Source organism: Brachybacterium sp. (genome assembly GCF_036379615.1).
Lineage (GTDB): Bacteria > Actinomycetota > Actinomycetes > Actinomycetales > Dermabacteraceae > Brachybacterium.
Genome location: NZ_DASVGJ010000008.1, coordinates 17,409 through 32,204 on the forward strand (window position 1 = coordinate 17,409; position 14,796 = coordinate 32,204).

General features: G+C 72.4%; 13 protein-coding genes and 1 riboswitch. Of the genes, 1 reads left to right on the forward strand and 12 read right to left on the reverse strand.

The window, feature by feature from the left end:
• Window positions 1–54: 54 nt before the first annotated feature.
• The 5 genes from VF289_RS01600 to fmt form a co-directional block, all read right to left on the reverse strand.
• Complete coding sequence (locus VF289_RS01600; protein ID WP_330880423.1) at window positions 55–318, reverse strand: phosphoribosyl-ATP diphosphatase; 264 nt, start codon at window positions 316–318, stop codon at window positions 55–57.
• A 164-nt stretch (window positions 319–482) separates the two neighbouring features.
• Window positions 483–1,205 (reverse strand): nicotinamide riboside transporter PnuC, encoded by a 723-nt coding sequence (gene pnuC / locus VF289_RS01605; protein ID WP_330880425.1) that lies wholly within the window; start codon window positions 1,203–1,205, stop codon window positions 483–485.
• A gap of 92 nt (window positions 1,206–1,297) precedes the next feature.
• Window positions 1,298–1,415, reverse strand: a riboswitch (FMN riboswitch).
• 36 nt (window positions 1,416–1,451) lie between these two features.
• A complete protein-coding gene (rpe, locus tag VF289_RS01610) occupies window positions 1,452–2,138 on the reverse strand; it encodes a ribulose-phosphate 3-epimerase (RefSeq protein WP_330880427.1) in 687 nt (228 codons plus the stop codon).
• Window positions 2,135–3,727: an RsmB/NOP family class I SAM-dependent RNA methyltransferase gene (locus tag VF289_RS01615; protein ID WP_330880429.1), complete on the reverse strand. Its 1,593-nt coding sequence runs from the start codon at window positions 3,725–3,727 to the stop codon at window positions 2,135–2,137. Before VF289_RS01615 ends, rpe begins: the two co-directional genes overlap by 4 nt.
• A complete protein-coding gene (gene fmt / locus VF289_RS01620; RefSeq protein WP_330880431.1) occupies window positions 3,724–4,677 on the reverse strand; it encodes a methionyl-tRNA formyltransferase in 954 nt (317 codons plus the stop codon). Before fmt ends, VF289_RS01615 begins: the two co-directional genes overlap by 4 nt.
• 162 nt (window positions 4,678–4,839) lie before the next feature.
• On the opposite strand from fmt, the gene VF289_RS01625 reads away from it, so the two are divergent.
• Window positions 4,840–6,042, forward strand: a complete 1,203-nt coding sequence (locus VF289_RS01625) for an MFS transporter (RefSeq protein WP_330880433.1) — start codon at window positions 4,840–4,842, stop codon at window positions 6,040–6,042.
• Here VF289_RS01625 and VF289_RS01630 read toward each other — a convergent pair.
• From VF289_RS01630 to dop, 7 genes are all read right to left on the reverse strand, one after another.
• Complete coding sequence (locus tag VF289_RS01630) at window positions 6,036–7,670, reverse strand: DASS family sodium-coupled anion symporter (RefSeq protein ID WP_330880435.1); 1,635 nt, start codon at window positions 7,668–7,670, stop codon at window positions 6,036–6,038. The genes VF289_RS01625 and VF289_RS01630 overlap by 7 nt on opposite strands.
• Before the next feature lie 94 nt (window positions 7,671–7,764).
• Window positions 7,765–9,765 carry a primosomal protein N' gene (locus tag VF289_RS01635; protein WP_330880437.1) on the reverse strand — a complete coding sequence of 667 codons (2,001 nt, stop codon included), beginning with the start codon at window positions 9,763–9,765 and terminating at the stop codon, window positions 7,765–7,767.
• Between the two features lie 197 nt (window positions 9,766–9,962).
• A complete protein-coding gene (locus tag VF289_RS01640) occupies window positions 9,963–10,346 on the reverse strand; it encodes an FKBP-type peptidyl-prolyl cis-trans isomerase (RefSeq protein WP_330880439.1) in 384 nt (127 codons plus the stop codon).
• A gap of 50 nt (window positions 10,347–10,396) precedes the next feature.
• Window positions 10,397–11,347 carry an FKBP-type peptidyl-prolyl cis-trans isomerase gene (locus VF289_RS01645; RefSeq protein ID WP_330880441.1) on the reverse strand — a complete coding sequence of 317 codons (951 nt, stop codon included), beginning with the start codon at window positions 11,345–11,347 and terminating at the stop codon, window positions 10,397–10,399.
• Between the two features lie 106 nt (window positions 11,348–11,453).
• Window positions 11,454–12,899, reverse strand: a complete 1,446-nt coding sequence (gene pafA, locus VF289_RS01650; RefSeq protein ID WP_330880443.1) for a Pup--protein ligase — start codon at window positions 12,897–12,899, stop codon at window positions 11,454–11,456.
• Between the two features lie 4 nt (window positions 12,900–12,903).
• Window positions 12,904–13,092, reverse strand: a complete 189-nt coding sequence (locus VF289_RS01655) for a ubiquitin-like protein Pup (protein ID WP_330880444.1) — start codon at window positions 13,090–13,092, stop codon at window positions 12,904–12,906.
• 36 nt (window positions 13,093–13,128) lie between these two features.
• On the reverse strand, window positions 13,129–14,763 hold the full coding sequence (gene dop / locus VF289_RS01660; protein WP_330880545.1) for a depupylase/deamidase Dop: 1,635 nt from the start codon (window positions 14,761–14,763) through the stop codon (window positions 13,129–13,131).
• Window positions 14,764–14,796: the final 33 nt, after the last annotated feature.

Consider the following 14,796-nt stretch of genomic DNA (forward strand, 5'->3'; position numbering starts at 1 on the left):
TGCGGCGGGAGCCGGTGGGCTCGCGAGAGCGGGTGGGCTCGCGGGGCCGACGGCTCAGAGGTGGCGGTAGACGTCCTCGAGGGAGATGCCCTTGGCGACCATCATCACCTGCAGGTGATACAGCAGCTGGCTGATCTCCATCGCGGCGTCGTCCTGCGACTCGTGCTCGCAGGCCATCCACACCTCGGCGGCCTCCTCGACGATCTTCTTGCCGACCTGATGGACGCCGCCATCGAGTTCGCGGACGGTGCCGGACCCCTCGGGTCGGGTGCGTGCCTTCTCGGTGAGCTCGGCGAACAGTGCCTCGAAATCCTTCACACCCTCAGGGTACGCGTCCCGTCGGGCGCCTCGTGCACGCGCCCGCCGAGCGGACACCCGCCCGACGGACCTCCACCCGGCCCACCGGCGTCCGGCCCACCGGCGTCCGGCCCACGGGCGCCAGCTCGGCAGGCACTCTCACCGCCCCCTCTCACCGCCCCCTCTCACCGGCCGCTCTCTCCGTCGCGTCGCACCGTGGGGTCCAGGTGCGCGGTCTCGACGGTGACTCGGCCGGCCTCGGCATCGGCGCGGTGACGCACGCGCCACCACACGAAGAAGCCCACCAGGGTGAAGGCGCCGTAGAACAGATACATGAAGGCGCTCGCGTAGTACCCCGCGCTCCACAGCAGCGGCACGCCCACCAGGTCCACGGCCACCCAGATCAGCCAGAACTCGACCCAGCCCTTGGCCATGCCGAAGGTCGCCAGCAGGCTGCCCATGAAGATCCAGGCATCAGCCCACACCGGCTCGTAGGAGCCCAGCATCCGGAACAGGGGGGTGAGTGCGGCGGTGCCGCCGACGAGGGCGGCGAGCAGCAGGGCGCGCGTGCCCCAGGAGGCCCAGCGGGGCTCGACCGCGGTGCCGTCCGCGTCGCGGGCCTGGCGCCAGCGCACCCAGCCGTAGATGGAGGTGGCGATGAACATGACCTGTCGGCCGGCTTGGCCGAGCAGGTCCACGGAGTTCGGATTGCCGAACACAGAGCCCAGGAAGACGGTCAGGAGCAGCGCATTGCCGATGATGCCGAGGGGCCAGGCCCAGACCTTGCGTCGCATGCCGCCGAGCGCGCTGAGCAGTCCGAAGACGTTGCCCAGCACCTCGCGCAGGAGGAGGAACTGGCCGCCGGCGAAGTCGATCCGCGCGTCGAAGAGCCACTGCAGGAGATCCATCTCGGTCCTTTGTCCGTCGGAAGCAGTGGCTCCGGGGACAAGGGGTCCGGCAGGGCTCCGGCGTGCGCCGAGGGCGCCCCGAGGACCTGCAGGACGTGCGCCTCTCATCCAGGCTGTACTGTCGGTGCCGGATTTTCACCGGCTCCACCGCCTAAGCGGGTCGCGGACTGTCACCGCCGGCTCGGAATTTCACCGACCCCGGAGCACGTCACTGGTCGTGACCGCGCCAGGATACTCCCGCCGAGGTCAGTGGGCGCCGTGCGTCCGGGCCAGTTCGCGCAGGGCGGAGATCTCCTCGGCGGCGTCCTGGGCGCGGTAGATCGCCGAGCCCGCGACGAAGACGTTCGCGCCGGCCTCGGCGCAGCGCTCGATGGTCTCGCGGCTCACGCCGCCGTCGACCTGGATCGACACCTCGAGGTTGGACTCGCTGATCGCGGCGCGGGCCCGGCGGATCTTCGGCAGCATCGTCTCCAGGAAGCTCTGCCCGCCGAAGCCGGGTTCGACGGTCATGAGCAGCAGCATGTCGAACTCGCCGATGATGTCCAGCAGCGGTTCGACCGCGGTGGCGGGGCGCAGTGCCACACCGGCCTGGGTGTTCTTGCGGCGCAGGTCGCGTGCGAGCTTCACGGGGGCGCGGGCCGCCTCGAGGTGGAAGGTCACCGAGGCGGCCCCGGCCTCGGCGAAGGCCGGGGCCTGCGTGTCCGCGTCCTCGATCATCAGGTGTGCGTCCACGGGGATCGCGCTGCGTCGCACGATCTGCTCCACCATCGACGGGCCGAAGGTCAGGTTCGGCACGAAGTGGTTGTCCATCACGTCCACGTGGACGCTGTCCGCGGTGGAGATCTTGTCCAGCTCCGCACCGATCCTCATGAAGTCGGCGTTGAGGATGCTGGGATGGATGTAGTGACCGTCGGTCGAGTACGGGGTGTTCATGGAGCGGAGGGTCCTTCCTCGATGGGGGCGGGCCGCTTGCGCAGCAGGTGGATGTACATGGCATCGGTGCCGTGGAGGTGGGGCCACAGCTGCACGGCCGGCCCCTCGCCCAGCTCGAGGTCCGCCTGTGCGGCGGGCAGCACCCCGGCGCGGACGGCGTCACGGGCGTCGAGCTCCTCGATGTCCTCCCGCTTCTTCAGCACGTCGGTGACGATCAGGCGCGTCTCCGCCAGGTGCGGCGAGCAGGTCACGTAGGCGACGACTCCGCCGGGTGCGGCGGCGTCCAGGGCGGAGCCGAGCAGTCCGCGCTGCACGACGCCGAGCTGTCCGATGTCCGCCGGGGTGCGACGCCAGCGCGCCTCGGGCCGGCGGCGCAGGGCCCCGAGTCCGGAACAGGGGACGTCGGCGAGGACGCGGGAGAAGCGCCCGGGCATCTCATCGCCGATCGTGATGCCGTCGGCGGTGCGGGTGGTGATCTCGCAGCCTGCCTCCTGCAGGGTGGCGACCGCCCGCTCGACCAGCTCGGTGCGGTGCTCCTGGAGCTCGACCGCCAGCAGGTCCGCATCGTGGTCGACGGTGAGGCCTCCCAGCAGCGCGGCCTTGCCGCCCGGGCCCGCGCAGAGGTCGAGCCAGTGGTGGTCCTCGGCGAGGACCAGGTCGTCGGCGCCGAGGGCGAGGGCGAGGGCCGCGAGCTGACTGCCCTCGTCCTGCACGGCGACGCGACCCTGCTTGACGGGGTCCATGCCACCGGGGTCGCCGGAGGGCCAGGAGGCGGCGAACACGGAGAGCCGGCCCTGGCTCGCGCCGTTCTCGATCAGCTCATCGAGGTCGGTGAGGCCGGGGCGCATCACCAGCGAGACCGCCGGGGCCTGGTTCTGGGCGGCCAGCAGCTCGTCGATCTCGTCGCGGGAGCGGCCGTGGCCGGCCAGGGCGTCGCTGAGTGCGCGCACCACCCAGCGCGGATGGGAGTGGACGACGGCGAGGTGACCGGTCGGGTCCGTGGCGCGGTCCGGGGCGACCTCCGTGAGCCACTGCTCGAGATCCTTCTCCCCCACCCGGCGCAGCACCGCGTTGGCGAAGCTCGCCGCGCCGGCTCCCACCACGGAGCGCGCGAGGGCGACGGTCTCCGAGGTCGCCGCGTGCGGGGCGACGGTCATGTCGAGCAGCTGATAGGCGCCCAGCCGCATCACGTCCAGCAGGGGCGGATCGATCTTCTCCAGCGGCCTGTCCACGCATGCGGCGAGGATGGCGTCGAGACGACCCTTGGCGCGAAGCGAGCCGTAGAACAGCTCGGTGGTGAAGGCGGCATCACGGCCCGAGACGCGATGGGTGCGCAGCAGCCGGGGCAGGACCAGGTTCGCGTAGGAGTCCTCCTCGCGCACCAGGCGCAGCCCGTCGAAGGCGACCTGGCGCGAGGGGGTGGAGCGACGTGAGCGCTCGGAGGGCCGGGAGTCGGAGAAGCCTCGGCGGGGACCGCCCTGGCCGCGAGAGCCCGATCGGGTGCGGCCCCGCTGGTCGCGACCGCCCTGCTCGTCCCGTCGGCCGTGCTCGTCCCGTCGGCCGCGGCCGTCTCGGCGCTGCTCGTTCATGCGCGGTCTCCGTCCTGCTGAGCGGTGGTGAATCCGGACTCGGCATCGAGCGCCGCGCCGCGGGCCCAGTCCACTGCGCGCATCGGTCGCTTCCCGGCCGGTGCGAGCGTGGACAGGGCGATGACGTCAGTGCCGGTGCCCACCAGCACCTGGCGCCGGGTGGCCTCGAGGCGTCCAGGGGGCAGCGGGGCGTGCTCCGGAGCCTGTTCGAGGCCGAGGATCTTGGCGCGGGCACCCTTGAGCATCGTCCATGCCCCGGGCTGCGGGCTCATCCCGCGGATATGGGCGCTGACCTGCTCGGCGGGGAGCGTCCAATCGATCTCCGCCTCAGCGGTCGAGAGCTTGGGGGCGTGAGTGGCCAGGTCGTGGTCCTGTGGCGTGAGCGCGGCGGTGCCGGCCTCGAGTGCGTCGAGCGCGCTGAGCAGCACCGCGGCGCCGTCGAGCGACATCCGCTCCAACAGCCCCCCGGAGGTCTCGAACGGCCCGATCGAGGTGTGCGCAGTGGAGAGCACGTCCCCGGTGTCCAGGCCCTTCTCGAGGCGGAACACGCTCATACCGGTCTCCCGGGCGCCGGAGAGCACGGCGCGCTGGGCGGGGGCGGCGCCGCGCCAGGCCGGCAACAGGGAGAAGTGCAGGTTCACCCATCCGTGGCGAGGGATGTCGAGCGCGGCCTGCGGGACCAGGTTGCCGTAGGCGACGACGGGGGCGGCGTCGGGGGCGAGCTCTCGGAGCTGCTGCTGGACCTCGGCATCGCGCAGGGTGGCAGGGGTCAGCACCGGCACCCCGGCCTCGAGGGCGAGGGCCTTGACCGGGGAGGGCGTGAGCCGACGCCCTCTCCCGGCGGGGGCATCGGCGCGGGTGAGCACGCCGACCACCTCGTGAGAGGAGTCGAGCAGGGTGCGCAGGGAGGGCAGAGCGGCCTCGGGGGTGCCGGCGAAGAGCAGTCGCATGATGCCCCGAGTCTACGGGGGCGGGACGGGTCCCCGGGATCGGAAGGGCTGCGGGGCTGGGCTGTGGGTCCAGGGCGCTGGGGCGGTCTGCCGGGGCGGGGTGCTGGGGCCCGGGCCAGGGTCCTACAGTGGAGACATGTCCGCCTCCCCCTGCCGCTGCTGATGGTCGGCGCCTACGCACCGGGGTACGCGATCGGGAGTCCCGAGTACCGCAGGCTGCTGCTGGCGCTGGTCTGTGCGGGCGTCGCGACCTTCGCGCAGATCTACTCGCCGCAGGGCATGCTGCAGCTGATCGCGGCCGATCTCAGGATCGGTGCGGAGGGCGCGGCGCTGAGCGTCTCGGCGGCCACCGCTGGACTCGCTCTGGCGGTGCTGCCCTGGTCGTTCGTCGGGGACCGGTGGGGTCGACGGCCGGCGATGATGCTCTCGGTCGTCTCCGCGACGGCGCTCGCCCTGATCTCCGCCTGGGCTCCGAGCTATGAGCTGATGCTCGCTCTGCGCTTCCTCGAGGGGGTGGCCCTGGGCGGTGTGCCCGCACTCGCGGTCGCGTATCTCTCCGAGGAGGTCCATCCTCGGGCCCGGGCGGTCGCCGCGGGCTGGTACGTCGCCGGCACCACGATCGGCGGGCTCAGCGGTCGGATGCTCGCGACCCCGGTCGCGGATCTGACCAGCTGGCGGATGGGCATGAGCGCCGTCGCGGTGCTGGCCGGGATGGCGGCGGCCGGTTTCGTGCTGCTGGCACCGGCGGAGCGGCGCTTCACGGTGACCACGGGCCGGGGCTCTGCACGGACCGCGGTCTCCCGGGTGGTCCGCGCCGTGCGCGATCCCGGGCAGCTGGCGCTGCTCGGCTTCGCCTTCCTCATGATGGGCGGGTTCGTCTCCGTCTACAACTACCTCTCTTTCCATCTCACCGCGCCCCCGTACCTGGTGCCGGCAGCGCTGATCGGCCTGGTCTTCCTCGCCTATCTGGGAGGGACCGTCGCCTCCCCGCTCGCGGGCCGCTTGGCGGCCGAGCACGGACGGCTGCCGATGATGCTGACGATGATGGGCGTGATGGTCATGGGACTGCTGCTCACGCTCACCGGCCCCCTGCTGCTGGTGCTGCTGGGGCTGCTGGTGCTCACCGCGGGATTCTTCGGGGCGCATGCGATCGCCAGCGGCTGGGCCGGCGCCCGTGCCGAGGGTGCCCGCTCACAGGCGACCGGGCTGTACAACCTCGCCTACTACCTGGGCTCGAGCGTGCTCGGCTGGGGCACCGGGCTGGTCTACGAGGCAGGTGGCTGGACGCTGACCGTGCTCGTCGTGGCCCTCGCCGTGGTGCTCTCGGCCGTGCTCGTGGTGGTGATGCTGCGGGAGCGTCAGTAGACGAGCCCGAAGACCCACACCGCGAGCCCCATCGTGGTGGCGGTGACCAGCACGATGCCGATCAGGTTCAGCCACAGCCCGGCCTTGGCCATCTGCGGGATCGTGACATAGCCGGAGCCGTAGGCGATCGCGTTCGGCGGGGTCGCGACCGGCAGCATGAAGGCGCAGGTGGCGGCGATCGCGACCGGGATCGCGAGCAGCATCGGATCGATCCCGATGCCCACGGCGGCTGCCGTCGCGACCGGCAGGAAGGTCGCGGCGGTGGCGGTGTTCGAGGTGATCTCGGTGAGGAAGAGCACGCCTGCGGCGACGATCGCGACGATCAGCACCACCGGCAGCCCGCCCACGCCCTCGGTGACCTCACCGATCCACGCGGTCAGTCCCGAGGAGCTGAACTGGGCGGAGAGGGCGAGCCCACCGCCGAACAGCAGCAGCACGCCCCAGGGCAGCTTCACCGCGGAGTCCCAGTCCAGCAGGCGCACGCCGGTGGCCGCGCCGGCCGGCAGCAGGAACAGCAGCAGGCCGACGGCCATGGCGATGCCGGCGTCGGAGATCCACGGGTCCTCGCGCCCGAGAGCGTCGGAGATCAGCGGGATCGCCACCCAGGAGAGCGCGGCCAGCACGAACACCGCCAGCACCCGCGTCTCCCCGGCGGAGATGCGGCCCAGCTTGCGGCGCTCCTCGCGGATCAGTGCGGTGCCGCCGGGGATCTCCCGGATCTCGGGCTTGTAGAACACCTTGGTGAGCATCAGCCAGGCGATCAGCATGAACACGATCGCGATCGGTGCGCCCACCAGCATCCAGCGGCCGAAGCCGATCGTGATCCCGAACTCCTGGCTCATGTGGGCGGCGAGCAGGGCGTTCGGCGGAGTGCCGATGAGGGTGGCGAGAGAGCCGATCGACGCGGAATAGGCGATGCCGAGCATCATCGCGATGCCGAAGTTCGAGCGCACCGGGGCGGAGGGGCCCTCGCTCGAACCGCTGCCGGCACCGTCCTCGGCGTGCGGGTCCACGCCGTCACCAGGCTCCTCCCCCTGCGCCACGGCGTCCTCCCGGCGCAGCCTGTTCACCAGCAGCAGGACCGAGAGCCCGATCGGCAGCATCATCACGGCGGTGGCGGTGTTGGAGACCCACATGGAGATGAACCCGGTGGCGACCATGAAACCGAGGATCAGCAGCGAGGGGCTGGTGCCGATGGTGCCCACGATCGCGAGCGCGATGCGCTTGTGCAGGTTCCAGCGCTGCATCGCCAGCGCCAGCATGAACCCGCCCATGAACAGGAAGATGATGTTGTTGCCGTAGGAGGCGCCGACGTCGTCGAGCCCCACCTCCGTGCTCAGCACGGGGAACACGAGCAGCGGCACCAGGGCGGTGGCGGGGATCGGCAGCGCCTCGGTCATCCACCACGCCGCCATCAGCACAGCGGTGGCAGCGGTGAGCTTCGCGGCATGGGGCACGTCCGCCGGCATCAGCAGGTAGATGAGCACGGCGGCGAGCAGCCCGAGCACCAGTCCCAGCCGGCGCACTCGCAGGCTGCGGCGGCCGACGGCGGGGGCGCGCTCTCCTTCGGAGAGGTCCGGCCGGTCGTCCTGCCTGGTGGAGGGGCCCTGAGCGGAGTCGGTGGTCATCGGGGTCCTTCCCTCGCGGCGGTGCGAAGATGTGGTCGGCGACGGTGACGCCGATCACCCTACGACACTCCGTCCCTCCTCCTGGGAGGTGCGGTCAGAACACGTCGGGAGGATCCAGCCGCACCCGCAGGGAGCCCTTGGCCTTGCGGGCGCTGCGGGCGGCGATGCCGGCGCGGAGGGAATCGGCGAGCTCGCGGGAGCGGGCGGGCTCCAGGCGCACGACGGCGCGGGCCCGGCCGGCGGCGTCGGGTCCCTCGAGGTCGACGGGGCCGAAGACCGCGGTGGCATCCGGGAGCTCGACCGTCTCCAGGAAGCTGCGGCAGGCCTCACGGTCCCCCACGATCTCGGCGACCCGGGTGAACGGGGGCAGATCCAGCTCCTCGCGATCCGCGAGCACCCGGTCCAGGAAGAACGAGGAGCGGTGCGCGACCAGATCCCGGATCGCGGGCAGCGTCGAGGTGCCGACCACCAGCACCTCGCCGCCGTGCTCCGCACTGCGCACGAGCGCGATCGCGCCCCGCCAGCGACGGATCGCCTCGACATCGGCGTCGAAGGCCGCGCGGCCCAGCAGTGCATCCGCATCCAGCAGCAGGGCCGCCGCGTAGCGACCTGGCGGGGCGGGCTCCGCGCCGGGGGTGGAGACGATGATGGCGTGGTCCGGCACCGCGTCGTCCTCGAGAGCGCCGTGGGCGCCGCCGGCGACCTTCACGGTCGTGCCGGGGAAGCCGCGATGGAGCTCCTCGGCGGTGCGGGTGGAGCCGACAACCATGGCCCGCACCTGGGTGCGATCACATTCCGGGCAGCGGTAGCCGTCCTCCCGGCGCCCGCAGACGCGGCAGTGCAGCGGACCGTTCCGCCCGCTGAGCGACAGCGGTGCGGAGCAGTGCGGGCACTGGGCTCGGGTGCGGCAGAAGGTGCAGGCGATCGCGGGGACATAGCCCGTCCGAGGCACCTGCACCAGCACCGGGCCCAGTTCGAGCCCTCGCCGGATCACGCGCATCGCCTCCTGCGGCAGGCGGGAGCGGCCGGAGGCGCCCTCCCGCTCACGCAGGTACTCGTCCATCGCCACGATGCGGGGGCGGACGGCAGTGACCGGAGCGGGCACCGGCTCCAGGCGCGCGAGATATCCGCGGTCCGCCAGGGAGCGCAGCGTCACCGAGTCGCTCGCGGAGAGGAACAGCAGCGCGCAGCGCTCCTCCGCGGAGCGGCACTGGAGCACGGTGCGGGTGTGGGGGTAGGGAGCGCGCGGCTCCTCGAGCAGATCGTCCGCCTCGTCCCAGCAGATGGCCAGGGCGAGGTTCTGGACGGGGGCGAAGGCGGCGGACCGGTTGCCCAGCACCACCCGGGTGGCCCCGCGCAGGATGCGGCGGAAGGTGCGGTAGCGCTTCTCGGGCCCCTCGGTGCCGGCGAGGATCTCATGGTCGATCCCCCGCTCGGTGAGCACGCGGGACAGGCGAGCCACGTCCCGCTGGTCGGGGGCGACGACGAGGGCGCCCTGAGCGGGATCGAGATCGCCGATCGCGTCGGCGGCGACGATGGTCCAGCTGTCAGCGGAATCGAGCGTGAGGCTCGCGCGGGGGACAGGGCTCTCGAGGCTGCCGGCGCGGGCGAGCAGGGCGGCCAGGCCCGGGTAGCGGTCGCCGGGGCGGAGCGCGGGCTCCGACGGCTCGGTGACGGCGTCAGCGCCGCCCTCCGCGTCCTTCTCGGCATCCGCGGTCGGCGCCGGGTCCTCCGCGGCCAGCTCCTTCTCCTCCGCTGCGCGGTCCGCCTTCTCGGCGCGGGCGTGTCGCGGGGGCAGCGCGAGTCGGAGCACATCCCCGACGGTGCCGGCGCAGCGGGCGGCCACCTCCTCGCACACGCGCATCATCGCGGGCGGGACCACCACGTCCTCGGAGACCAGGCGATGCAGCGGGGCCAATGCCCGATCCGTCGTCGGCGCGGGGTGCCGGCCCAGCACGATGCCCTCGGTGTCCTTGCCGGAGAACCGCACTCGCACACGCATACCTGGCGCGGCGGCAGCGGTGGCGGGGGTGACGGCGTACTCGAAGGGTCGGTCCAGATGCGGCAGCACGCCCACCAGGCGAACGCTCGCCACCGGCAGCTCGTCGACCACGTCGAAGCCGGCGGTGGTGCGCAGGCCCGAGGCCCGGGCCGCGACAGGGCGGCCCGGGTCGCGCGGCGCGGCCGACGGGGACGGTGCAGGGACAGGAACGGCGGGGGCCGCGAAGAGGGATGCCTGGCCGTCGGCCGGTCCTCCTGCGTGCTCCCCCGCCGCTCCCTCGGCGGTGCTGCTCAGCGCTTGTGCACCGCCACCAGGTCGCAGACGAAGATGAGCGACTCGTTCGGGGCGATCACCGGCGGGGCGCCCTGGGCGCCGTAGCCGAGCTCCGCCGGGATGTCGAGACGCCGGCGGCCACCGACCTTCATGCCCTGGACGCCCTGGTCCCAGCCGGAGATGACCTGGCCGACTCCGAGCTGGAAGCGCAGCGGCTCGCCACGGTCCCAGGAGGCGTCGAACTGCTCGCCGGTGGAGTGGGAGACGCCGACGTAGTGGACATCGACCACGTCACCGCGGCCGGCCTCCTCGCCGTCACCGACGATCTCGTCGGTGCTGATCAGCTCGGTGGGGGCGTCACCCTCGGGGAACTCGACCTCGGGCTTGGTGCGATCGGTCATGCGGATGCCTCCTGTAGTGGATGAGGTGGTGGATGGATCGTGTCCAGGGGTCAGTCTGCCCTGTGCGCGGCGTCCAGGACATCGACGACGAAGATCAGGGTCTCCCCGCCGAGCTCATGGGCCTCGGGATCCTCGCCGTAGGCCTCGGCCGGCGGGATCACGAGCATCACCTGGGAGCCGACGGCCAGGTCCAGCAGGTTCTCGTCCCAGCCCTGAATCACACCGCCCTCCCCCTGGACGAAGGAGAACGGGGCGCCGCGCTCCCACGACGAGTCGAACTGTGAGCCGTCGGACCACTTCCAGCCGGTGTACTGCATGGTGAGGTAGTCGCCGGCGCGGGTGGTCTCGCCCGAGCCGACGATCAGCTCCTCGCGCTCGGTGGACGTGGGGGCCTCGCCCTCGGGGGTGCCCTCGAGCGCCGGGGCGCCGTTCTCCGCGAGCGTGACGGCGGGGTAGGTGCCGGAGGGCTCCCCCTGCTCCCCCTCCGCACGCAGCGGGGAGACGATCCGGTCCACGTCCGCCACCTGGAGGAGCGAGTAGGCCTGTCCGGTGCTGGACTGCTGCCACCCCGCCATCACGAAGCGGGAGCCGACCGCCATGGTGGTGAACACGTCGAAGGCGGCCTTCCCGATGCCTTCCTCGGTGACCTGGACACCGCCGGCGGGGGCGCCCTGCCACCAGGACTGCAGCGTGTCCCCCGTCGAGGCGTCGAGGTACAGGTGGCGCCAGATGACGGTGTCCCCCTCGGCGATGGTGTCACCGTCCCCGGGGACGACGATCTCCGCAGCGGCTTCCGTGATCTCGAGCGGCGCGGTGAACTCGACCGTCGGCTCGGCGCCGAGGTCCTCGCTGACGGTGACGCCCGCCAGCGCCTCCGCGCCGCCGTTGTCGGAGCCGCCGCCGTCGGAGGGCCCGCCGGTGCCTTCGTCGGTGCAGGCGGCGAGGCCGATGGCGGCGGTCGCGGCGAGGGCGGTGGTCAGCAGCGTGCGGCGGCGGATCAAGTGAGGGCCTTTCGGATCAGCGGTCCCGGGACGGGACACGGGGACCAGGGTACGGGGCGAAGGGTGAGGGTTCCCGGAGTGTGGATGACGGCTCAGGGCTCAGGGCTCAGGCGAAGGGTGCCGGAGACGCGGGATCCGCCTCGCCGGACGATCTGATCTCCTCGAGCAGGGCGTCGACGGACGGCAGCTCGGTGGCGAAGGGGTCCAGCACCTGCACGGGCATCGCCCCGGGGCGGGTCAGGCGCAGAGTGGTCCAGTCCACGACATGATCCACGCCGCGCTCCTGGGCGGCGGTGACCACCTGTCCACGCAGATGAGCGCGGGTGGTGGTGGGAGCCGTGGTCCTCGCCCCCTCGATCCGTGCCTCGTCCAGGACGCGCGGAGCGAGGCCGCGACGCTGTAGGGCGTGGAAGACGCTCTGCGAGGGCTCGATGTCGTGATAGGCGAGGTCCAGACGCTCGATGGCAGGGTCCTCGAGCCCCACCCCGCGACGCTCGGCGACCTGCGTGAACAGTCGCTCCTTGATCGCCCAGTCCAGATTCTGGCCGGCCCAGGTGCGGTCCCCGGTGCGGACCGCATCGATCGCTCGCTGCCACTGCTCCAGGATGTCCTGCTCGGTCTCGTCCGCCAGAGGGGTGACGTGGTCCAGCCAGCGCTGCTGGACCTGGACCGCCGTGGTCGTGCCCCCGCCCGCGAGCGGCAGCGGCGCGCCGCCGGTGAGGTCGCGGGCCACGGCACGGATCGCGGCGATGTCGTCGTGCAGCGACAGCTCCGGCAGCGCGCGTCCCGACTCGATCGCGCGCAGCACCAGATCGGTGGTCGCGAAGCGCAGGCGGGTGGAGACCTCGCTCATCGTGGAGTCGCCGACGATCACGTGCAGGCGACGGAACCGGGTGGGGTCGCCGTGCGGCTCGTCACGGGTGTTGATGATCGGACGGGTGCGGGTGGTGGCGGAGGAGACCGCCTCCCACATGTGGTCGCTGCGGCGCGAGAACACGAACTGCGCGGGCTCGGGGGCCGTCTCCCCGCCGTCCTCGGCCCGGTGGCCGGAGCTCGCATCGGTCGGTGCGGTGCGCACGACTCCCCCGGCGCCGGTGACGATCTGGCGGGTGACCAGGAAGGGCAGCAGGTAGCGCGGCAGCCGGGTGAACTCCCCGCGCCGGTCCACCAGGAAGTTCTCGTGGGAGCCGAAGGCGTTGCCGGCGGAGTCGACGTTGTTCTTCAGCAGGTGGATGCGGGCGTCCTGGCCGTCGGCGGCGAGGCGCTCGTTCGCCTGCGCGGCGAGGTCGGCGAAGATCCGGTCCCCGGCACCGTCCTGGGCGACCAGCTCCCACCAGTCGTCGCACTCCGCGGTCGCGTACTCGGGATGGGAGCCGACGTCGAGGTAGAGCCGGGCGGCGTTGCGCAGGAAGACGTTCGAGGACCGTCCCATCGCGACGACCGGGCGGAACAGCTCCCGGGCCGCGGCCTCCGGCTCGAGCGCTCGCGACCCGTCGGCGCGCACGCACACGAGCCCGTACTCGGTCTCCAGTCCTCCCACTCGACGCTTCATCGGGTCACTGTCCGCCCTTCTGCACGAAGGAGCGCACGAAGGTCTCGGCGTTGGACTCGAGCACCGAGTCGATCTCGTCGAGCAGGTCGTCGGCCGCCTGAGCGGAGGCGAAGGTCTGCCCGCCGGTGACGGCGTCGGCGCCCGATTCGTCGTCGGGGCCGGTGCCGGGGGCGTTCAGGGACTGCTGGGACATGGTGTCCTCCTCGTATCTCGCTCGTATCTGGGTGGATCAGCTGTGCTCGACGGCGCGGTGCAGGGAGTCGAGGATGGTCTCGAGGTCGTCCGCAGGATCGATGCCGTGCAGCGCGCACCAGTCCGCCGAGCCGAGCCGTGGATCGGCCAGCCTCAGCCGCTGCCCACCGGCGGGGCCGGCCAGGGTGATCGCATCCCAGCCGGCCGAGGGCACCCGCGCGCGGTGCGCTGCGATCAGTCCGCCGCGCAGATGGGCGCGGGTGCTGGCGGGGGCGGTGCGCACAGCCTCCTCGACCTCCTCCTCGCTCACCATCGTGGGCACGGCACCGGCGGAGCGGAGCTTGTCGAACAGGCCGCGGCCGGGGCGCAGGTCGGAGTACTGGAGATCCACCATCAGCAGTCGCGGATCGCCCCACTCCAGGCCGTGCCGGTTCCGGTAGCGCTCCAGCAGGCGGAGCTTGGCGACCCACTCCACCCGCTCGGCGGCCAGCATCGGGTCCTGCTCGAGCAGGTCGAGGAGCTCGCCCCAGCTGCGCAGCACCTGGGAGGTCTCCTCATCGGAGGGGTCGGCGACTGCGGAGAGGGCATCCCGCAGCGTGCGCTGGATCTGGAGCGCGGTGAGCTCGCGGCCGTCGGCCAGCAGCACCGTGGTGGTGAGGGAGGGGTCGTGGCTGATCGCCCGGACCGCGGCGACCGGATCCACGAGCCGCAGATCCGGGAGGATCAGGGCGCCGGTGCGGTGCTCGGCCTCGAGCGCGGCCAGCAGCAGCGAGGTGGTGCCGAGCTTGAGGAAGGTGGATTCCTCGAGCAGGTTCGCGTCGCCGATGATCACGTGCAGGCGGCGGAACCGAGTGGGATCCGAGTGGGGTTCGTCGCGGGTGTTGACGATCGGCCGGTTCAGGGTGGTCTCCAGCCCCACCTCGGCCTCCATGAAGTCGGCGCGGGAGGAGAGCTGGAAGCCGGGCCGCTCGCCCCGGGTGCCGAGCCCCACCCGGCCTGCGCCCACGATCACCTGGCGGGTGGCGAGGAAGGGGAGCAGTGCGGTGACCACGCGCTCGAAGGGCACGGCCCGGTCCACGAGGTAGTTCTCGTGGGTGCCGTAGGAGGCTCCCTTGCCGTCGGTGTTGTTCTTGTACAGCGCCACCTCGGGGATCCCGTCGGCCGCGGCGAGGATCGCCATCGCCCGCCGGGCGATCTCCTCCCCGGCGCGGTCGGAGACCACGGCCTCGCGGGCGCGCAGCACCTCGGGCGCGGAGTACTCCGGGTGGGCGTGGTCGACGTACCAGCGGGCGCCGTTGCGCAGCACCGCATTGCCGATCGAGCGCTGGGTGGCCCAGGCGAGCACCTCGGCATCGTCGCCGTCCGGGGCGATCTCGGGACCGGCCAGCGGCATGTCCCTCTCGACGCTGGGAACGTGGGCATCGCGCACCTCGTCCGTGAGCTGCGTGGGGTGGGCGGCGGCCCGCTGCAGCTCGAAGCCGCGGGCGTCCCGCAGCGGGGTCTCGTCCCCGTAGTCCCAGCGCACGCGTCGTCCCCGCTCCCCCTCGAGCGGATCGAGCAGGGCGTAGGCCCCCACCACCAGGTGGGAGAGCAGGATCGAGCTGCCCGCACCGGAGCGGGCGCGGTCCTCGAGGTCGGCGTGGACCACGCCGAACTCGGTCTCGATGCCCATCACGCGCTCGGTCGTGAGGCTCGGGCCCTCGAG